We start from the raw sequence: 19319 nt of genomic DNA on the forward strand, positions 1-19319 counted from the left end.
TCACAGGCTGCGCAGGTACAAACCGAGGCTGATACCGAGGTAACTGCCCAGGGCGTAGCCGATGACGCCGGTTGTCATTCCCACAAGAATGGTGCCCGGATTATTGAGTGCCCTGGCCATCAGCGGCACAAAGGGCGGGCTGCCGACGGCAGCCACAGAGGTTACCATGAAGGTGTCGCTGTCGACGCCTGTCAGCCGACATAGCAGTGCGTGCAGCACCAACCCGGCGAAGACCGTCACCAGCAGGAATACGACGACGGTGCTGTCCAGTTGCAGCAACTCATCGAAACTCACCATGGACGAAACGGCGATACAGAATACATAAATAAGGTACATGCCCAGGCGATAGGACAGCGTCAGCCCGCGCACCCGGTGGTGCAGCGACAGCGCGATGCCCAGCGTGGTCAGGACAACAATCAACACAGCGCTGTTGCGCTCTTCGCCAGCTGAGAGTAATTGCGACAATCCCAGGGATGCCCCTACCACCAGCGCACCAAGTAGCAGGGCCGATACCACCTGGCCCAGACTGGCCCGACGGAGCAGGGGGCGATAATCATCCTCGTCAACCGGTTGTGGATGTTGTGGATCAGCTGCTGCGGGAGTATTGCGCGATAACAGGGTGCGGAACAGGGGTACCCCAATGGTCAGCATGAACAGAAAGTAGATTGTGCCGATCAGTGTGTCCATGCTGTGAAACACGAGGTACTGCGTGTTGGGGATGTCCAGCCCGGTCCTGATGGCTGCCAGGTTCGGTGTGCCGCCGGTGTAGACGCCTACCGACATCGCGGCGAGATTAGCAGCCACCTCGGGGTCGCCTTCCCGGTACGCAAAATAGAGCAACACAGCGAGGCAGAACACGACCACATTGGCGAGAACCATCGACAGCAGCGCCTTGCCGGCAACCTTTGACCACTGTCGGATATCCAGAGTGAATAGCAATAGTGGCAGGGCCAGGGCGATGGTGACCTCCGACACGCCCTGCTGAACAGTCTGCGCCTGTGCGGGTATAACACCGGAGTTCCCGAGTATCAGGCCCAGCATATAACAGAGCACGATGACACCTACCCGGGCGGCCCAGCGCTGGTGGTGGGCCAGCCAGATAAGCAGCGCCGGCGCCAACAGGAATACGGCGGTAAAGAGAATCTGCATTGTTATTCTGTGTTGGGATGAAGCGTCAGCATACGCATTTTTCTGGCTGCGGCAAATATTGAGCGGACTTGGACGTGGTGCAATGGTATTCAGACAGGGCCATATGAAGAGTGGCTGCAACCACGCTCCGGCTGACCTCCGATGTACGCTGTTTGCCTGATCTCCACGACGTAAAGCATGGAAGCACCTGGCTGGATGCGTTGCTTACGCTGGCCTATAATCCCGCCGCATGTTGAGAAATACTTTAGTAATGATTGCGGTGACGCTGCTCGGATTTGCACTGGTGCTGGTGGGGTTTGAGTATGCGCTCAGGTTTGTATCGAAAGAATCCAAGGGCCCCGTGAAGTATCAGTCACACCCGACTGCGCTTACCATGCCCAAGCCGAATATTATTAAAAAGCACAATGCCTGGGGAGACAGGCACGAGTACCGTACTAACGAGGCCGGTGTGCGCGACGATGACCCGCTGTGCGAGCAGCCGGATGTCCTGCTATTTGGCGATTCAAATCTGTTTGCCAGTTTTCTGCCATTCGAGAAAACACTGGGCGAGCAATTGGAAAACAACTTTGATGGCTCGATCTGTAGCGCCAATTTTGGCGTCCCGGGATATGGCCCGGACCAGAGCCTGCAGCGGATGCTATACGAAGTGGATCACCTCGGGCTGATGCCTAAGGTGATCGTGTTCCACGTGTTCGCCGATAACGATTACGGCGATTTTTTCAGGAATTACCTCTTCACACTAGACGCAACTGGGAACCTGCACGCCACGGATCGTGACAAGACTGATTTCAAGCTGAGAGTACTCGAGCGTCTGGCGGCACAGTACCTGTTGGCAAGGCGCCTGCGCGATGCATTGGAAAATATGGGCCTCTACGCGCTGCCGCCTAATGAATATGAACCGGAAGGCATGGAGACGCCAGGCCGCGATTTCACAAGCGAAGCGGAGAAGTTCAACTACATCGCTTCTATGGAACAACGCTCTCAGCATCAGTTCGAGAGATACCTGCAGGGGGAATATACCACCTGGCTTGCTGACTCGACCGATGCCTATATTGCATTGAATCCCGAGTCGGAGGCAGCTAAACAGGCCCGGGGGCTGCTGCAGGGGGTTTTTGCTGCTGCGAAAGCCAAAGCGGATGCACTTGATGCATGCTTTGTGGTTCTCATACAGCCGGCCGAGAGCGATGTGGCCGATACGGGGCTGATAACACCGGCTGACCTCGCGCGCTACTCCGAGTCCCACGGTGGTAGCTATCGCCCGGAAAACCTGACGGATATCGCCACATATGCGGCTCAGTCGGCAGGTGTAGACTATATTGCGTTGTTTGATGCCTATTCCGGCTCTGCTGCGCGTACCTACGAGCCCGTCGCCATAGATAATGGCGACAATCATTGGAATGCCGCTGGTGTCAAAATCGCGGCAGACGCGCTGCAGCGCCATATCACCAGAAACAGCTGTTTGACGACTGGTCAGGGGTATGCGCCGAGATCTTGAAACAGTGATCAACGCGGGCTGTGCCCATCTCAGTGCAGTGTCAATGTCTGAGGCAGTCATACGCCTCGATTGTATCGTGCAACAGATTCAGGTTTCAGAGTGACCACCGGTGGCTGTCGCCAATGTAATCGTGACTAGTTCGGTATGTCCATGCTGATATCCGCACCCCCCCCGGGGGCTTCGGCAATGGATATGGCGCCTCGATGCAGTTCCACAATCCGTTTGACGATGGCCAGGCCCAGACCAAAACCCTTGCGCGTCTCTTCATTGTCCGCTCCAAGGCGTACATAGGCTGTCAATACTGCCTCGCATTGATCCTGCGGTATGCCGGGGCCATCGTCGATAACATGGAGGTGGCACATACCGTCGGCTACTCGGGCGCTCAATTGTATGCGCGAACGTGCGAAGCGCTGGGCATTTCCCACCAGGTTATCCAGTGCCCTGGTAAGCATTCTTTCGTCCGCCGGAACGATGCAGTCTTTCGGTAATGAGGCTATTGTAAGCGCTATCGCCGGCTCATGGCTGTTGTAGTAGGTCACGTAGGTTGTGAGCCAGGACTCCAGCCGCAGCGGCTGCAACTGTGGTGTCAAGTTGTCCTGTTCCAGCTCCGCGTAACCCAGCATCTCCTCCACCAGCGCATTCAGTTCCTCGATATCCCTGTTGATGGCATCGCGAAAGCGCTCGCGATCGGCCGCGTCCGCACCCGCCAGCATCTCCAGACTGAAGCGCATCCGCGCCAGGGGGGTGCGCAGCTCGTGCGAGACCGCGTGAGTCAGTTCCCGGTGAGATTGCAGCAGCCACTGTATGCGTCGCGCCATACTGTTGAAGGCGTCCGCCAACGGCGCCAGCCAGGAACCCTGGGGCAGACTGACGCGACTGGAAAAATCCTGCTGTCCAAATGCCTGTGCTGATTCCCGCAGCACTTCCAGATCCTTTGTCAGTGGCCGTATCCACAGGTATACGGCCACGGCGATGAGCGCATAGAATAGCGGCACCACCCATTTGGCCCGCTCGTTGTCCAGCGCCGGCGCAGGCCCCAACGCCAGTACCCAGGGAGAGCGCTGTAGGCGACGATAAAAGACGGGTCGATCATCGGTGTCATACAGCAGGACAGTTTCACCGGCGGTTAGCTGCGTGTTGCCTTCTTCCAGAGTGGCGAAGTCTTCTACGCGGTAGAGTTTGGAGGGGAGTGCCAGTTCCTGCTGTAGACGCTGCTCAAGCCCAGTGGTATCCATCTCAGCCGCACCATTGAGCAGGGTCTCACTGTAGCGAAAAGCGCCCTCGATCAATGCCGCTTCGCGCTGCACCAGTGCCTGGTGGTCGCGCTCGACCAGCAGTGCTTCCAGGCCCAGCCCGGTAATGACGACAAGCAACGCAACCAGCAGGTAGGCCCGCAGGAATATCCAGCGCGCACGGGTCATACTTAGCGCCAGCCGTCAGCGACGAATAAGTAGCCCTTGCCCCAGACCGTTTTGATCAGTTGCGGTCTTTCGCCATCGTCACCGAGTTTTTTGCGCAAATGTGATATGCAGACATCCACTGTGCGGTCCAGGCCGTCGTACTCCAGGCCGCGCAGCTGCTTATAGATGTCGCCACGCGGCAACACCTCTCCAGGGCGGGAAGCGAGCAGGCAGAGCAGGTCGAATTCCTGAGTGGTCAGGCCTAGTGGCTCTTCGCGCAGGGTGACCTGTTGGGCAGCGCGATTAATTTTCAGTGCGCCAAAGTTCATCTCGTCAGCGGGTAGAGCAGCGCAGCGCTCAAAGCGCCGCAGCAGGGCCTGGATGCGCGCCAGCAGCACCCGGGGTTCCACCGGTTTTACCACGTAATCGTCAGCACCCAGCTCCAGACCGAGCACCTGATCAATATCACCGCCCTTGGCAGTGAGCATCATGATCGGGCCGGCGTAGCGTTCACGCAGTGCACGGCACAGGGTCATACCGTCCATGCCGGGGACCATCAGATCCAGAATGACCAGATCCGTGTCATCGCAAAACCGCGCGAGCGCATCGTCTCCGCGGGTTTCCAGTTGTACGTCGAAATTATTCTGACGCAGGAATTCCGAGACCAGATTGGCCAACCGGACATCGTCCTCAACCAGCATTATACGGCGTGGATTCATTTCGGCGAGTTTATCACAGCGGCGTCCAGGCATGGCGCCTGCGACGGGTTTGCGGGCGGCGCTGGGCGAGACTGACCACGCGCACCACCACCTCGGCCAGGCGCTCCTCAGACAGTGTGCCCTGTAACCAGTAGGTGACATCCTGTTCTGAGACCAGGCGGGATTGCACTTCACCTGCAGATTCACCCTCCCAGCACGCCAGTGGCTCGCGCACGAACGACTGGTACAAACAGTAGTCACCCACCGGGCCGCGCCAGCTCAATTCCACGCCCATCACGCACTGGCGTGTCTGGGGGTCTTTGAGAATACAGAGGCCCGGACGCGCAGCAAGCACCGGTTCATCCTCGGCAGCAGCTTCTGTTGCCAGCAGCAGGACAAGGCTGAACAATGGCAGCAACGGGCGCTTGAACACAAGAGGCCAGCAACTCGGCTTCCCGGAGGTCCGTTGCCTCGAATTCAGGCCACTAAAATTACGGCCTCTAGAACTCATAGTAAAGTCCCAGAAAACTCGTAGCCACATGGTCTTTGACAACCGAGGGACTGTCGGCGATATCATCGGCCAGCTGTTCGTACTGCAGTACCGACACCAACTGCCAGTGTTCCGTCAGCTGGTAGCTCATCGACAGGCGTGCAAAGTAGTTGAAGGAATCGTTCACCTCGTAGGCGGGAAGGCCGGGCTGCGCTTCGCTGCTTTTTACACCATAGTAATAGTTCGCGGTATTGGCGCTCATCCAGGTCACGCCGATAGAGGGGTGAAACGAGAAGCGCCCCCACTGCTGTGGCAGGGCCCAGGACGCCCACACTTCCTGGCCATTGCTCCTGTCACTAATATCGGTTAGCAGTTGCACCTGCAGTTCACTGTGGCCCCACTGGTACAGAACTTCCAGCCCACCATCGATGACGTAGTCCCTGTCCGGGGCATCGGGTTCGGGGTAGGTCCCCTCTGTATGGTGGTCGTCGTTTGCCGGCTGCCCATTGAGTCCCGGGGGGCCATCGGGTGCAAAACCCACGGGGCTGTCATTCAGTGCCGAAAAGAAACTGCGTTCTCCGCCCACCCCGGCTATGAGGTTTGCGCTCCAGTTGGAGCCGGCGGCCATGAACCAACCGATATCGCCGTTATCGAAGAAAAATTGATCGCCAAAATACGACAGCTGTACGATACCGTAGATATCAATATCGTCTGAATTGATCAGGGGATTGGTGCGTTGGCCGTAGCCGGCACCAAAGCCAATTCGCCAGGGGCTGGAATGCGCGCCGACGTCTTGCGAAGGAAAGTCTTGTGGTGGGTAGAGTTCCTCGCAGGAGGAAACCCCGTCCTCGGCCGTGACAGAGGAGGACGATGCGAAACACGCCACGGGGGTGCCCTGCATTTCATTGTGTCCTTCCTCCTGTCCCGCGGCAGAGGCGGCAACAAGGTACAGGATACTGGCGGCAGAGCATACTGCCAGAAGATTGATTAGCCGGTTCATTTTCACAGGGTGACACAGGGCTGGAAGGTTGTCCGTTAACAAGTCTAGCAATCTGTTAGAAAGTGTAAGCGAGGCCGCGGCGAGGCCGCTAACAAAAACCAACACTTTAACGCATTATTTCTACAGCATAATTCGGTCGCGGCGATTAGCTTGGTTACAACAGAGCCAGAAACATAAAGGAGCACGGCCATGACTACAACCCGAAACCCGTCCGTTCATCATCCCGCAGCACTATGTGCGATCACAGTTGTCGCTGCACTCAGCGCTTGCAGCGGTGGCGGAGGCAATAGCACAGTCGTAGGTACGGACACACCGGAGAGTACTTTCGGTCTGCTGAAACCGGTAGAGTCGGAGGCAGAGATAGTGGACACCATGCGCGAGGGGCTGGCCGGAATATCACTCACAGATATGCAACCGGATCTGATCAGTAGTCCCGGTGGAGACCCCACCGCCGGAAGCGACAGCGGTAACTTTTCCACTACCAATCTTCAGGAAATCGGCGTCGATGAGGCTGACCGGGTCAAGTACGACGGTGAAATTCTCTATGTATTGAACGTTGAGGATGCCTATGGCGGGGCTCCCGTGATCGCCGCTGACAGCGGCATTTCGCTGCTGCCAGGGCCGACCCCCGCCTCTATCCGCCTTTTCCGCACCGATACAGAGGCGGCGACAGTGGCTGAAGTTGCTTCCATAGAATTTGACAGTAATGGCCACAGTGGAGACCTCTATCTTTCACAGGGCAGCGCGGGCAAGCAGCTTATCAATGTGGATAGCGACACCCGGATCCACAATTGGGGCATGTTTGCCCTGGACTATCACTGGCAGGAACTGGCGACGCAGGTGCACAGCTGGAACGTTGACGATGCGGCAAACCCCGAGCCGCTTTGGTCCGTTCGCATAGAAGGCAGTTTGTTGACTTCAAGGGTCGTCGATAACGTATTGTATCTGGTTACTCGCTATGCGCCGGTTTTCGATGGCCTGTTGCCATACTTGGGCAATGAAGAGGAGCGAGCAGCAAACCTAGCGCTGCTGCAGGATGTATCCTCCGCTGACCTGTTGCCTGATATCGTGCGCGATGGTGGCCTTGCTGAGGAACTGCTATCGGCCACTGACTGCTATGTGCCCAATATCGAGTATCAGGGTGTATCGCTGCCGCCTGTCAGTGGTAGCCTGATAACGGTTACAGCGATTGATTTGGCGGCGCCGGATCACACCCACTCCATCTGCCTGAATGGTTTTGCCAGCGGCTTCTATGTATCGCAAAACAGTCTGTACATCACGTCTCACAGCGGTGCCGACGAGACACTGATCCACAAGGTTAGCCTGCAGGATGGCAATCCTGAATATCGCGGCTCCGGTATTGTGCCCGGTTATCTCGGCACCAATAACCCAGCATTCCTGATGTCAGAGAGCGGCGATGATCTGCGTGTCGTGAGCAGCGTCTGGGACAGCTTCGCCTTGCCGGTACCGGACCTCGGACCAGAGGATGCGAATCCGCAGCAGACGATCGACGATATTACCGACCGGGGTCGCCACTTCCTCACCGTTCTGCGTGAAAACCCAAACAGTGTGAGCCTGGATGCGATAGCACAGATTCCCAATGCTGACCGGCCGGCGCATATCGGCAAACCGGGGGAAGATCTGTACGCCGCACGGTTTATGGATGACAGGGCGTATCTGGTGACATTTGAGACCATCGATCCGTTCTACGTGGTCGACCTCGCTAATCCGCAGGATCCATACATTGCGGGAGAACTGGAGCTGCCGGGCTTTTCTACCTTGCTGCAACCACTGGGGGAAGACCTGGTGCTCGGTGTAGGGGAGGAAGTGGCTGTCGAGCAGGGCGCCTTACTGCCACAGGGAGTGAAAGTGGCGCTGTTTAATGTCACCAATATCGACAATCCCATTGAGCTGGCCAGTGAGACGATCGGACGTCGCGGTAGCAGCAGTCCGGCGCTGTATGATCATCACGCTTTGACCCTGCTGGAGACAGATAATATCTGGCGTCTGGCGCTGCCGGTATCGCGCTTCGCCGAGGAACAGGACCAGAGCTCCCCCTGGTACAACTGGAGCGATGACGGCCTGTACCTGTTTGAAGTGAACACCGCCACCGGCAGTCTGGTGCGCAGCGGAACCTTGATCAGCGAGCAGCGCTCGGACAGCCAGCAGTGGCCAGCAAAGAACCTCTACGACAGCCGTTCAGTGCTGCACGATGACGCCGTGTTTTTCATCCTGGGACAGGATGTGCTGACCGGAACCTGGGGTATGTAGCGCCATGCTGCGACGCTATACCAGACGGGTTTCCCCCACTAGAAATCCAGCGGCAGTTGGGTCTGGGCGGCGAAACCCTTGATCATCGCGTCGACATCAGTGGTCGGTGGGCCGTCCGGCTCCACCGCACAGTCGGTGAAAAACACGTTCTCGCCCTGCGGGATGGAATCTGCACGCGGTACCTCAACCAGCTCTCTGATACTGCCCTCAGTGCAGTCGGGTACGTTGAAGCTGGTCACTGTTTCAGCGCTGCTCGTCCCGTTGTCCAGGGCGGCGCGGTTGTCTGTTATCCAGTTAATCACCAGATCCACGGCTGCGCCAAAATCGGCGTCCTCACCGAGTCCGGCGCTGGCTGCGATGGCGGGATAACCCGCACGCGCTCCGGTTTGCGCAGCACCTACTGTGCCTGAGAGCGGGGCAAATGGGCCCACATTCTGGCCCGAGTTCACGCCGGATACGACGAGGTTTGGTGTGATATCCAGTTCATCAAGTGCGACGTTCACGGCGTCTGCCGGGTAGCCGTAAACCGCCACTCCGGAGTAACCGCTGACAGTAGCTGAATCGGTCCACACCACATCGCCATCGGTGGTCTTGTCGGATGAGCCGCTCTGGTTCTCCGCCGGCGCTACTACCTTGACGTCGACATTGTTCAACTGGATGAGCTGGTTTACCAGCGCGTCTATCCCGGGGGCACCAATACCATCGTCATTGGTTACCAAAATGGTCAACGTCTGGTTCGACGGGTCGGAGTCGTTCGAGTTATTGGAGCTATTCGAACATGCAGTCAGTGAAAGGGCGCAGGCAACAAGTGCAGCAGCAATTCGTAAATTCATAGATAACTCGCTAGTGAACAATCGGGGAATCGTTGTTTGAGGTCGTGAGTGTTTGGGGAAGCCGTCATTTCGCCTCCGCGCAGAAAAGCTATCACAATATCATGTAATATGAGAAGCACATGCGCGGGATATCCGGGAGGCTGGTTTGCTAATTCAAACGCAATGCCTTTTAGTGCCCGTTATAGTGAGTTCCTGTAATGAACAGCGGCATCGGATAATGCACCTTTCCGGAGCTGCATCTGCAGGCAGCAGACGCCCTTCGATGGGGTACCCACATACCAACCGACACCGCTACCCCAAAAGGAGCAAACGCATGAAAGGTTTTACCGCCGCCGAGGTACCCGACCAGACAGGAAAGACCTTCTTCATTACCGGTGCCAATGCCGGGCTGGGCTTTGAAGCCGCCAAGGTATTGGCCAGTAAGGGCGCCCGCGTGCTGATCGGCTGCCGTTCACAATCCCGGGCGAGTCAGGCAGTAGCCGATGTACTGGCTGGATACCCGGATGCCGATATCGACATCATCGCTCTCGATCTGGCCAGCCTGGACTCCATCAAGCGTGCCGCAGCGACTGTGGAGCGAGAAGCCAGGCTGGATGTACTGATCAATAATGCCGGCATTATGGTGCCACCTTATGAACTCACCGAAGATGGTTTTGAATCGCAGTTTGGCGTGAATCACCTGGGGCCGTTCGCGTTAACGGGCCTGCTGCTCGACAAACTGCGGAGCACCGCCAGGGCAAGAGTTGTCAGCACTTCCAGCATCGCGCATAAGAGTGGCAAGATATTCTTCGATGATATCAACGCTGAGCGACGCTATAACCCGGTCACCCGCTATGCCCAAAGTAAACTGGCCAACCTGTTGTTTGGCTATGAATTGCAGCGCCGCCTGTCAGCGGTGAATGCCGATACGATTTCGGTGATGGCACATCCCGGTATTGCTGAAACGGAGTTGTCCCGCTATGTGCCCGGCCCGCTGCAGAGGTTGATGCCGCTGATGATGCCGCTGATGAACAGCGCCCATCAGGGCGCTTGGCCCACGCTGTTGGCCGCTACCGGGGAACTGGTCGCCGGCGGCGATTACTACGGGCCCAGCAAGCGCATGGAGACATCGGGCCCAGCAGTGAAAGTCAGATCGACGCGCGCCAGTCGCAACGAGGAAGTCGCGCGTCGGCTGTGGGAATTGTCAATCGAGATGACAGGCATAGACCCGGGTATCTAGCTCGATGAGGACGAGGGTGATTGGGTTCGGCATCCCGCTGGTGTTTTTTCTGGCTATCGTTCCCGGCGCAGTAGAGGCATCGGGAGAGACAGCCAGTAGTAGCACAGCCGGGAACTATGCTGAAACCACCGCAGCGACACAGCCGGCATCGCGCTGGATAGTTCGTGCCAAAGATAACCGCGCCGTTCTTGTGCGCTCAGGCGGCGGTTCGCTGCGCCTCGTGACGACCATAGCCGCTGGTGATCAGGCCGTGAAAAAGACCATTGCAGTCGACGGTGTCCGGCCCTGGGGAGATCCCCCCGATGTCCTGCAAAATACAGGCGGCGTCTGGAAAATCATTCGCTCTACAGGCAGTACCGCGATCGATGGCACTATCAAGGAAGAGTTTCACCCCGAGGGTTTGGTGATCGTCCCTGAAAATGTCATTCCCGATGGCAAGTGGCACCAGTTTATGGATGGCTGTCGCTCACACGATGTGCATATCAACGATCTGAATACCTGCTTTGATGTTGGCCCCGACGATATCAGGGGGCGAATTATTCTGCAGAAGCATCGCTATATTGTTTACGAGCGCTGTTACCAAAGTCTCTGTGATGATCAGCGCGTTCCAGTCGTGTTTGAACAAGCTGTCGGCTCTGTATTACGCATGGCGTATGACTCTGTGAAATCCTGCGGTGGCGAATTTGTGTTGACAGAAGAACAGTGGTATTGCGAGGGCTACGGTTGGTGTGGGTTTTCCAATACGCGGCCAGACGAGAATGTGCCCGCGTCTGTCGGGCCTGTCCGATTGGTGGAAGAAGAATACTGTATCGACAGCGACGATGCGATTTGCCAACAAAACCAGGGTTACTGTGTAGCGCCGCCGCTCAATAAGCCGGTGCCCTCGCCGGTGAGCAGGGTTTCCATATACCGGTTTTACGACCCGGTTTTCATTAACCACATGCCCTCCAGGGATGCTAATGAACTGGGTCCGGAAAATGGTTATCTGTACGAAGGGCCTGCCTATCGCACATTTTCCCGTGCGTTTTCCACTGCGAAAGAGATTTTCCGCTGCCGCGCAGCAACAAACAAACTCGAATCCTTTATCAGTGCTGATGCGGGCTGTGAAGGGGAGGGGAATACCCTCGATGGCTCAATGGGGTTTGTCGCCAGCGCTGCAAGCCGCGCAGCGCCGCTGCCACTGTATCGCTGCTACAATCCGGCGCTGAATGACCATCTTTCGACGACCGATCTGTCCGAGTGCAATCACGGCAACGGTTATAGTGTAGAACTCGGTGGGCCGATAGGATACGTTCCCGAATAGCGCGCCCGGTTTGCATCCCTGGAGGCCCTTACTACACCTGCCTTTGCTGCAGCACTGTGATTCGCGAATCCGGACGCGGGTTAGTGGCGCTTACTGCCACTAGGCTTTTGCAGCCAGCGGCGTAATATTCGTGGCTTCCTGCGTGCTCTCACTGCCAATGTCCGACAGAAGTTCAGGCTTGCCTTTGCACGCGGCGATCAGGGTATCCTTGTTTCTGGATAACAGCAGGCCGATTTTTTCCGCATCCTGCTCACTGATGCCTTCGATCTGCTTTTCCAGAAACAGGCTGAAATGTTCAGCCAACTCCAGCATCTTGTCATGGGCATCGGCATTCTTTTTGGTATCAAACATTGCATCGTCTCGATCGCATTTCCACATTGCTACTACGGCCACAGCTCACCTCAAAGGTAGGTTGATGATGCCTTATACTGTATATGTGTACAGTTATAGTGGCAAGTGGTTTTTTGCGGGGAAGCTTCGCTGGCACGCGCTTTGTGATTTGATGCAGGGTAAGCTGCCAGTGTCGCATGCAGTAGAGCGCTAACCGCGCCATGAGTTGTCAGTGCTCACGCCACAAGCCGTAGCGCCGCCGCTTTAAGCGTTACGAGTTCTTCTGCGACTGAAAGTAATGAGAGGGTGTCCGTCGTCGCCGCAGGGTTAACCATGGGCAAATAGTCGGGTGTTGTTCAGCTCAAGAGGGCTACTACCTGGCCTACTCGTTCACCGTGGCGCGTTTCCTCGGTTCCATTTTGACGAAGAATTTTTGCCACCTGTGCGTTGGGTTCCGCATCCGCCCAAACCTGGTACTGCAGATCACCGTCTTTCTCCGACTGCTCAATAATGTTGAGTAATTCAGCATTGATGACACCACCTAAATCCATCGGTTGAACATAGGGATTCTCTGTGTCATTCGGGAGGTTGAACTCCCCGCCCAGTAATTCGATGGCTTTTAGCAAGCGGTGAGCATGGCCGCGCTCTTCCTGACCATTTCTTCGGAGTAAGTCCTTCGCCTCATCGTTGGTCACCGCATTGGCAGCAGCTTGGTAGAAAGCTTCACCCGCGACTTCTAACAGAGCCAATATTTTCAAGTCATCAATCGATAGCTGGTCACGTGTTCCTAGCAGGGAAAAGGCCTCTATTTGATCGGTGGGATATCCAGAAGGTATGCCTGACATAATATATTCTCCGGGGTTTGTCTCAGTTATTATCTTTCATCAGTGAAGGCGCTACATTAGCATGAACTATTCGGTACTTGGCGTCCTGTTATACCAAGTGAGGAATAGCCATGACGCAACTACGTACTGGTATGCTTTTTTGATCGCGCCCGGGAGTCCCAGTTGGGGATAGCGGTTGAGTTTCCCTCTCTTAGTACATGGTGCATTACAGCTACTGGTTGGCATCGTCAGTGCATTTTAGCCCTTCAATGTTCAACCTCAGCACTTCTGATTCCGCGGTGAGCTCTGAGTACAGGCGTATATTGCCGTCCCGCTGGGCCTGGAAGGCTTTGGTTAGCAAGGACTCATAGTCCCTCTGCAGTTGCTTCAGTGGGTTTTTTTTGAATAATCCAAACATTTTCTATCCTCGATAGCCAATTCATGACGCACTAGTGAATCAATACGCATGCGAGCGTCCAAAGGATCAAAGTATCCGGCGCTATTTGGTGCCAGGTTAAGAATTTCCCCGTCTTTGGATGTTCGTCGGAGCTCGCGGCCGCAGGGAAGTACCTCCAGCTGCGATCGAAGAGGTCTGTTCTGCTGAATCTGGACCGGTGGGCACAAGCTTCCGCTATGTCCCAGATGGTGTATTGGCACCAGTCGTGGCTATAAGGCTTCCTCCAAGCGCGGGGACTCAATGATGCAACTATGAGGATAACTGAGCTCACGATTCTGAAAGGACAGGATTGCAGGATTCTGAATAACGCCATTATCAATGTTGATAGCTCGCCGAATGGTTTCATTTTTCATCCAGCTATCACGCCCCTCCACCACCGTGGGTAAATGAACAATGAGTGCTGCGGAAATAGAGCGCGAAGCACTCTCCCAGAGGTAGCTGGGCGTGTGATCGACGCCGTAGTAGTCTGTTTTGTCATGCTTGAATATCGGATTTCTGAATGTCGTTGGCCTGGAAAAGAAAAACCCCATTCCCTCGTCACAGCTCACATCTATGATCAAGCTCCCGGGTTTCAGGCATGCGTTTTCTGATTCCGTGACAAAGTTGATGGGTTTATCTGTTTCTTGAAACGTGCCATTGACGATAATATCGGCTTCGGCAATCAAATCCACCAGAGGCCGCGTTCCTCCATCGTGCTCCACGACCATCATACGCGCCTCACCTTCTAGCCCCTCTCGTATTTTCACATAGTGGCAGTCGAGCACCTCTTCGCGCACCTCGTGATCCGGGCGTTGAATACAGATGGTAATATCCCTGAACCCATGTGCTTTCAGTGCATAGATGGCTCCACGACTGACAGCTCCAAAACTGAAAATAATGGTTTTGCGCTGATTGCCATAGTGACCATCAATGCCCATAAGTTGCAGGGCGTGTATTACACCGCAATAGCCGGCCATTTCGTTGTTTTTGTAGAACGTATGGCGTCCAATATGGCCGTTGGGTGTCCACACATACATATCTTCAAATGCGATGAGCGTCTGTCTGCGATCGACGGCAGTCTGAGTAATCGCCTGTTGCTGCACACAGTGTACGTAGCCCCAGAGAACGCCACCTTCACGAAGCTCGTTTAAATCATCCAGCACGGGTTTGCCAATGATAACGTTCCCAATGTCCGCGAGAATGTCATGACGTGTTGCAATTCCACCTGTCTGGGCAGCGATGTCTTCGTCGGGTATGCCAAATGGCTTCCCATACCCTTGCTCAAATATCAGACCTTGACGAACATGTTCAGGAATACGCTGCAGGTGCGCTGGATGGATTGGGAAACGTCGCTCATCCTCCTTTTTCGAAGTGCCGATGACACCCATTATTAGTTTGCTCATAGTGTTACCTTTTTTGTAAGTCATCACGACGCCTATCGGCACGCGGTGATGTCGGTTGTTCCGATAGCAAAAGCTTGTTGCCCGGTATCACTGGATAGACAGCAGCTCAGTGTGCAATTGGTTGGCCCTGCCGAGCACGGAATAGCCGCTTTTTGCTGGAATAAATTCAGGGAGCCCGTGCGGACCGTCAGGCTTCTGGCAGTATGGTAGCGAACCTCAGGCTACCGGGAGGGAGAGACAGTGTACGCTTAATAGGTCAGTAGGGGTGAATTGATTTAGGGTGAATCTGGATGTTGCTGACGGCACTCCGCAGGGCTGTTGGGCAATCTACTCAGCATCCCGGCGGTAGCCCGTCACAGGCGTCTCCTCGGCCGCTGTTGTCGTCGTCCTCCTGCTCCGCATTGGCTATCAACGGGCAGTTGTCAACGTCATCAGAAACGCCGTCGCCGTCGCTGTCGGGTGCCGCCAGTGGTCCGATAAATTCTCCAAAGGCAAAAGGCACATGCCCCACCTCTACCGTTTTCACCACGGTGCGGGTTGTCGGGTCGATGATAGATACGCTATTGCTGCTGGCGTTCGACACGTAGACGGCAGTGTTGTCCGGGTGCACCATAACACCGCGGGGGCTGAGTCCAACCGATATGATATCCACCACGGTGTTGGTGGTTGAGTCGATGATGTAGACATCTCCGCTATCCCGATTTCCGATATACACATCACCGCTTTCAGGATGGATATCAACACCGATAGGGCCTTCTCCTACAGCGATAGTAGCAATCACCGAGTGCTTGCCTAGGGGGCTTGTCGTGGCTATCACAGAAACCGTATTGCCAAGGTTGTTCGTTACATATACCTTGCTGCCGTCGGGGTGCACGGCCACGCCGCGGGGCAGGCTACCGACGGCTACTGTCTCCACCACGGTGTTGGTGGTGGGGTCGATGATGGATAGGCAGTCCCCGTTGGTGTTGGTGACATAGACAAGACTGCCACTGGGGTGCATGGCGACGCCGCGGGAATTGGTACCGCCGATTATCGTGTCTACGACGGTGTTGGTGCCTGTGTCGATGACTGAAATGGTGGAGTCAATGAAGTTTGCGACATACAGTGCGCTTCCGTTTGGCAGCACTGCGAGGCCGAAGGGCCAGTTCCCCACAGGGACTGTAGCTATCACCGTATCGCTGGCCGCGTCGATGACGGAGACGGAGTTATCATACAGGTTTGCTGTATACACAGTGTTACCGTTCGGGTGGACGGTGATACCGAAAGGACCCGTGCCGACCGCAAAGGTGTCCACCACCGTATTGGATGCTGTATCAATGACAGAGACTGTATTGTCTGCAGCATTGCTGATATAGGCGAATGGCTCGGCGTGCGCTACTGCGCTGGTACACAATAGACCGAGCAAGACGTTGGTGTAAAATCCTTTCAGGCGGCGCATCGTTGGGGTCCTCCCTTCGGCACTTGCCGATCGCATCGCCGTTTGATTGCACGCTGGCGACAGTATGAGCGGATATAGAAAAGCAAGACAACACAGCTCATCCTAAATGAGAGTAGTAGTCCTTCACGGGGTGTGCAATAGCAAGCATTGCAAAAGCTACCGACGCTTGTATAAATCGTGACCCATGCCACAGTTTGTACCCCGGCTGCCGGCGCGTAGCCAGTAGGCCGCCTATGGATTGGCAGAGGCAGCGCTGACAGTTTCCGCTTTCACTGCGGGCGAAACAGGCTGAGTCCCAATTCCACAGAAATTGCCTGTATCGCTTTCATGCCGCGGACGCTATTACCCGCTTCGCTCAGTCGCGGTGAGTAACCCACGATGGCCATCGTGCCGGGTACTATGGCTACAATACCGCCACCGACACCGCTTTTGGCTGGCAGCCCGGCAGTGTAGGCCCACCAACCGGATTCGTCGTAGAAGCCGCTGAGCATCATCATGGCGAGAACTTTGTCGACCAGGTTTTGCCTGAGTACACGTTCACCCGTTAGCGGGTTAACGCCAGCATTGGCCAGCGTGGCTCCCATAACGGCGAGTTGGCGCGCAGTCACAGCAACGCTGCTCTGCTTGTTGTAGGCATCCAGTGTGGAAGTTGGGTCTGCGCCGAGGCGGTCATCAAACTGCAACAGGTTCACCAGCGCGCGATTGCGATAGTTACTTCGCGATACTGATGTATACACATCGCCCATCACTGTCAGGGGCTCACCGGCAAACTGGCTATAGTAGTTCAGGATCAGTGGCCACCGATCCTCAGGTGTATCCACCTGCAACAGGCTGACAGCGGTGATTGCGCCCGCATTGACCATCGGATTCAATGGCTCGTTCGCAGATTTATCGATACCGCTGAGTGAGTTAAATGGCAGGCCCGTGGGCTCCGCGCCGATGCGTTCCAGTACCACCTCGGGACCCTGTTGTTCCAGCAGTAGTGCCAATGTGAACGGCTTGGCGGCGGACATTATCGCAAAGGGCTTATGGGTATCGCCCTGTTCGATAAAGCGCCCATCGGTTGTGAGTATCACGATACCGAACGCGTCGGGATCCGCTTCCGCCAGCGCGGGAATGTACTGCGCATTTGCGCCTTCATCCAGTGTCTTGAAAGACTCATAAGCATTGTCCACAGCGATCTGCAGCGCGTCGGTGGATGCGGGCCAGGCGGAGTGTGCAAAGGCCAGTAAAAGCCCTGCTGTTAGCTGCAATAGCCTATGGCGACGCGCCGATCCGCAGGCTTTCAAGGAAACTGCACCGGCGGTACACGCGCTCCTGTCGCCTGTTCAAAGCTGTAAGCCAACTCTATCAGGCGTCCCTCGCTACAGGCCGTCCCCACAAATGTGATTCCAAAGGGCATCGGTTCGGGATCAAAATCGTCTGGTAGCGGCGGTGAGAGGGCGTTCTCCACCCGGGAAAACGGTACCGATATCGCGGGATAGCCCGCCTTGTTGATGACATTTTCACCCTTCCACGACGGCATCAGTAGGGCATCCAGTCTATATTTTTGCAATGCGGCGTCGATGCCCTCAGTGCGTGACAGGCGAATATCTTTTGCACGATCTTCCTCGTAGCGTGACTTGTCTGTGGTCACGACCATCTGGTCCGAGATATCGAGTTCGGCCTGATCGTAGCGAATGGCGTTGTTGTCGCGGTGCTCCAGATTGTACTCGCGCAGCGCCGTGAGGCTTGCCACTGGTGCGCTGTCTCCCAGCGAATCCAGCCACTTGTTGAAATCGCGCTTCATGCCGTACTTCATTACCACAGAGCAATTCTCATCCCCACCTTTGCCCTGGGGCAAGTCGTAGCAATTCTGGAAAAGTAACTGATTATCGGCAGCCGATTTGGCTACCACGCTGGGAATATTCGCCGGGTCAACGATGATCGCACCCTGTGATTTGAGTACGGAGATCGCTTTCGCCATTGCGTCTGACTCCGCAGGAGACAACCCGCCCACAGGCGCCTCTGCACCTGGTGTGGTTGTAGGCTCGTAGTAATAGGCTCTGGGTATACCGATCCTGGCACCCTTAAGTCCATCCCGGGTTAAGTAAGAAGAATAATCGCCATCGGCTGGGGGTGGGCATGCGCCGGTCGCGGGGTCGTTTTCATCTGTGCTCTCCATGACTGCCAACAGTGCAGCGGCGTCGGCCACATACTTGGCCATCGGCCCCGCGGTGTCCTGATCTGCAGTAATCGGAATGATACCGTATCGGCTGACGCGGCCAACTGTAGGTTTGATCGAAACCAGCATATTGTTGTTGGCGGGAATCTCAATAGAACCGGAGGTTTCTGTTCCGATGTTCGCCGCCCAGAAGTTAGCGGCAGTACCGATGCCGGAGCTGGAACCACCGGTGTCCAGTACTGCGCGCCCGTCATCGAAGCCCGGGCGTGGGTCCGGGCGCGGATCGTAGGGGTTGTAGCCGTATCCGCGTATCGCGTTGTAACTGTTGGGCATGCCTGTAGCCACCCAGTTGGCGAGTTCGGTCAGCGTGGTTTTGGCGAGAATAATCGCACCGGCAGCGCGCAGGTTTTCGACCAGTGTAGCCTCATAAGGTGGTGTATACCCGGCAAACGCCAGCGCTCCGCCGGTAGTCGGCATATCGGTAGTGTGGATATTGTCTTTCAGCGCGATAGGAATACCGTGTAAAGGGCCCCGCACCTTGCCCGCAGTGCGCTCTCGATCGAGTGCCGCGGCATCTTCCAGTGCATTGGGGTTGATCGCCAGCGTCGCGTGCAGCGTATCCTCGTACTTCTCTATTCTGTCGAGGTACTGCTGCACGATTTCCTGCGAGGTTATCTCGCCTTCGGCCATAGCCGCCTGCATGGTGGCGATGCTGGCCTCCTCTACACGAAATTCAGGTGTCGCACTGTCACCCGTCTGTGCAAGGCCTGTAGTTGGCACAAAGAGCTGGCAGGAAAATAACAATGCTGCTAGGCGCCTCGCTATCATATCGGCATTCCTCGTTGATCTGCGCTCGTTCCATGATG

General features: G+C 56.0%; 17 protein-coding genes. 4 read left to right on the plus strand and 13 right to left on the minus strand.

Features of this window, described 5'->3' with window-relative positions:
- Entirely contained in the window at positions 1-1149 is a 1149-nt protein-coding gene (locus tag AC0L6S_RS19690) for a DUF819 family protein (RefSeq protein ID WP_473425824.1), read from the minus strand.
- Between the two features lie 250 nt (positions 1150-1399).
- On the opposite strand from AC0L6S_RS19690, the gene AC0L6S_RS19695 reads away from it, so the two are divergent.
- Positions 1400-2644 carry a hypothetical protein gene (locus AC0L6S_RS19695; protein ID WP_473425825.1) on the plus strand — a complete coding sequence of 415 codons (1245 nt, stop codon included), beginning with the start codon at positions 1400-1402 and terminating at the stop codon, positions 2642-2644.
- 134 nt (positions 2645-2778) lie between these two features.
- Here the strand turns inward: AC0L6S_RS19695 and AC0L6S_RS19700 are convergent, their stop codons facing one another.
- The 4 genes from AC0L6S_RS19700 to AC0L6S_RS19715 all read right to left on the minus strand — a co-directional run bounded on the left by AC0L6S_RS19700 (position 2779) and on the right by AC0L6S_RS19715 (position 6133).
- Positions 2779-4065: an ATP-binding protein gene (locus AC0L6S_RS19700; RefSeq protein WP_473425826.1), complete on the minus strand. Its 1287-nt coding sequence runs from the start codon at positions 4063-4065 to the stop codon at positions 2779-2781.
- 2 nt (positions 4066-4067) lie between these two features.
- On the minus strand, positions 4068-4796 hold the full coding sequence (locus tag AC0L6S_RS19705; RefSeq protein WP_473425827.1) for a winged helix-turn-helix domain-containing protein: 729 nt from the start codon (positions 4794-4796) through the stop codon (positions 4068-4070).
- Positions 4777-5175, minus strand: coding sequence for a DUF3019 domain-containing protein (locus AC0L6S_RS19710; protein ID WP_473425828.1), 399 nt, complete (start codon positions 5173-5175; stop codon positions 4777-4779). Before AC0L6S_RS19710 ends, AC0L6S_RS19705 begins: the two co-directional genes overlap by 20 nt.
- A 67-nt stretch (positions 5176-5242) precedes the next feature.
- Positions 5243-6133, minus strand: coding sequence for a MipA/OmpV family protein (locus AC0L6S_RS19715; RefSeq protein ID WP_473425829.1), 891 nt, complete (start codon positions 6131-6133; stop codon positions 5243-5245).
- A 288-nt stretch (positions 6134-6421) separates the two neighbouring features.
- On the opposite strand from AC0L6S_RS19715, the gene AC0L6S_RS19720 reads away from it, so the two are divergent.
- Positions 6422-8503 (plus strand): beta-propeller domain-containing protein, encoded by a 2082-nt coding sequence (locus AC0L6S_RS19720; RefSeq protein ID WP_473425830.1) that lies wholly within the window; start codon positions 6422-6424, stop codon positions 8501-8503.
- 38 nt (positions 8504-8541) lie between these two features.
- Here the strand turns inward: AC0L6S_RS19720 and surE are convergent, their stop codons facing one another.
- On the minus strand, positions 8542-9336 hold the full coding sequence (gene surE, locus AC0L6S_RS19725) for a 5'/3'-nucleotidase SurE (RefSeq protein WP_473425831.1): 795 nt from the start codon (positions 9334-9336) through the stop codon (positions 8542-8544).
- Between the two features lie 313 nt (positions 9337-9649).
- Between surE and AC0L6S_RS19730 the strand changes: the two genes are divergently transcribed.
- Positions 9650-10555: an oxidoreductase gene (locus AC0L6S_RS19730; protein WP_473425832.1), complete on the plus strand. Its 906-nt coding sequence runs from the start codon at positions 9650-9652 to the stop codon at positions 10553-10555.
- Between the two features lie 4 nt (positions 10556-10559).
- Positions 10560-11858, plus strand: coding sequence for a hypothetical protein (locus tag AC0L6S_RS19735; RefSeq protein WP_473425833.1), 1299 nt, complete (start codon positions 10560-10562; stop codon positions 11856-11858).
- Positions 11859-11957: 99 nt separating this feature from the next.
- Here the strand turns inward: AC0L6S_RS19735 and AC0L6S_RS19740 are convergent, their stop codons facing one another.
- The 7 genes from AC0L6S_RS19740 to AC0L6S_RS19770 all read right to left on the minus strand — a co-directional run bounded on the left by AC0L6S_RS19740 (position 11958) and on the right by AC0L6S_RS19770 (position 19281).
- A complete protein-coding gene (locus tag AC0L6S_RS19740) occupies positions 11958-12236 on the minus strand; it encodes a YebG family protein (RefSeq protein ID WP_473428649.1) in 279 nt (92 codons plus the stop codon).
- Between the two features lie 308 nt (positions 12237-12544).
- Complete coding sequence (locus tag AC0L6S_RS19745) at positions 12545-13033, minus strand: ferritin family protein (RefSeq protein ID WP_473425834.1); 489 nt, start codon at positions 13031-13033, stop codon at positions 12545-12547.
- 211 nt (positions 13034-13244) lie between these two features.
- The gene (locus AC0L6S_RS19750; protein WP_473425835.1) at positions 13245-13430 is read right to left on the minus strand and encodes a DUF6435 family protein; all 186 of its coding nucleotides are present in this window, start codon (positions 13428-13430) and stop codon (positions 13245-13247) included.
- 248 nt (positions 13431-13678) lie between these two features.
- Positions 13679-14851 carry a N(5)-(carboxyethyl)ornithine synthase gene (locus AC0L6S_RS19755; protein ID WP_473425836.1) on the minus strand — a complete coding sequence of 391 codons (1173 nt, stop codon included), beginning with the start codon at positions 14849-14851 and terminating at the stop codon, positions 13679-13681.
- A 331-nt stretch (positions 14852-15182) separates the two neighbouring features.
- Positions 15183-16289: a YVTN family beta-propeller repeat protein gene (locus tag AC0L6S_RS19760; RefSeq protein ID WP_473425837.1), complete on the minus strand. Its 1107-nt coding sequence runs from the start codon at positions 16287-16289 to the stop codon at positions 15183-15185.
- Between the two features lie 269 nt (positions 16290-16558).
- A complete protein-coding gene (gene glsA / locus AC0L6S_RS19765; protein ID WP_473425838.1) occupies positions 16559-17578 on the minus strand; it encodes a glutaminase A in 1020 nt (339 codons plus the stop codon).
- Positions 17575-19281 carry an amidase family protein gene (locus AC0L6S_RS19770; protein ID WP_473425839.1) on the minus strand — a complete coding sequence of 569 codons (1707 nt, stop codon included), beginning with the start codon at positions 19279-19281 and terminating at the stop codon, positions 17575-17577. The genes glsA and AC0L6S_RS19770 overlap by 4 nt, the downstream gene beginning before the upstream one ends.
- Between the last annotated feature and the right edge of the window lie 38 nt (positions 19282-19319).

The organism is Halioglobus sp. D3-4 (assembly GCF_055809315.1).

Excerpts from the sequence above, each read along its gene's own strand:
- AC0L6S_RS19690 (WP_473425824.1), bottom strand. The coding sequence starts at position 1,149 with ATGCAGATTCTCTTTACCGCCGTATTCCTGTTGGCGCCGGCGCTGCTT.
- AC0L6S_RS19695 (WP_473425825.1), top strand. The coding sequence starts at position 1,400 with ATGATTGCGGTGACGCTGCTCGGATTTGCACTGGTGCTGGTGGGGTTT.
- AC0L6S_RS19700 (WP_473425826.1), bottom strand. The coding sequence starts at position 4,065 with ATGACCCGTGCGCGCTGGATATTCCTGCGGGCCTACCTGCTGGTTGCG.
- AC0L6S_RS19705 (WP_473425827.1), bottom strand. The coding sequence starts at position 4,796 with ATGCCTGGACGCCGCTGTGATAAACTCGCCGAAATGAATCCACGCCGT.
- AC0L6S_RS19715 (WP_473425829.1), bottom strand. The coding sequence starts at position 6,133 with ATGCAGGGCACCCCCGTGGCGTGTTTCGCATCGTCCTCCTCTGTCACG.
- AC0L6S_RS19720 (WP_473425830.1), top strand. The coding sequence starts at position 6,422 with ATGACTACAACCCGAAACCCGTCCGTTCATCATCCCGCAGCACTATGT.
- surE (WP_473425831.1), bottom strand. The coding sequence starts at position 9,336 with ATGAATTTACGAATTGCTGCTGCACTTGTTGCCTGCGCCCTTTCACTG.
- AC0L6S_RS19730 (WP_473425832.1), top strand. The coding sequence starts at position 9,650 with ATGAAAGGTTTTACCGCCGCCGAGGTACCCGACCAGACAGGAAAGACC.
- AC0L6S_RS19735 (WP_473425833.1), top strand. The coding sequence starts at position 10,560 with ATGAGGACGAGGGTGATTGGGTTCGGCATCCCGCTGGTGTTTTTTCTG.
- AC0L6S_RS19740 (WP_473428649.1), bottom strand. The coding sequence starts at position 12,236 with ATGTGGAAATGCGATCGAGACGATGCAATGTTTGATACCAAAAAGAAT.
- AC0L6S_RS19745 (WP_473425834.1), bottom strand. The coding sequence starts at position 13,033 with ATGTCAGGCATACCTTCTGGATATCCCACCGATCAAATAGAGGCCTTT.
- AC0L6S_RS19750 (WP_473425835.1), bottom strand. The coding sequence starts at position 13,430 with ATGTTTGGATTATTCAAAAAAAACCCACTGAAGCAACTGCAGAGGGAC.
- AC0L6S_RS19755 (WP_473425836.1), bottom strand. The coding sequence starts at position 14,851 with ATGAGCAAACTAATAATGGGTGTCATCGGCACTTCGAAAAAGGAGGAT.
- AC0L6S_RS19760 (WP_473425837.1), bottom strand. The coding sequence starts at position 16,289 with ATGCGCCGCCTGAAAGGATTTTACACCAACGTCTTGCTCGGTCTATTG.
- AC0L6S_RS19770 (WP_473425839.1), bottom strand. The coding sequence starts at position 19,281 with ATGATAGCGAGGCGCCTAGCAGCATTGTTATTTTCCTGCCAGCTCTTT.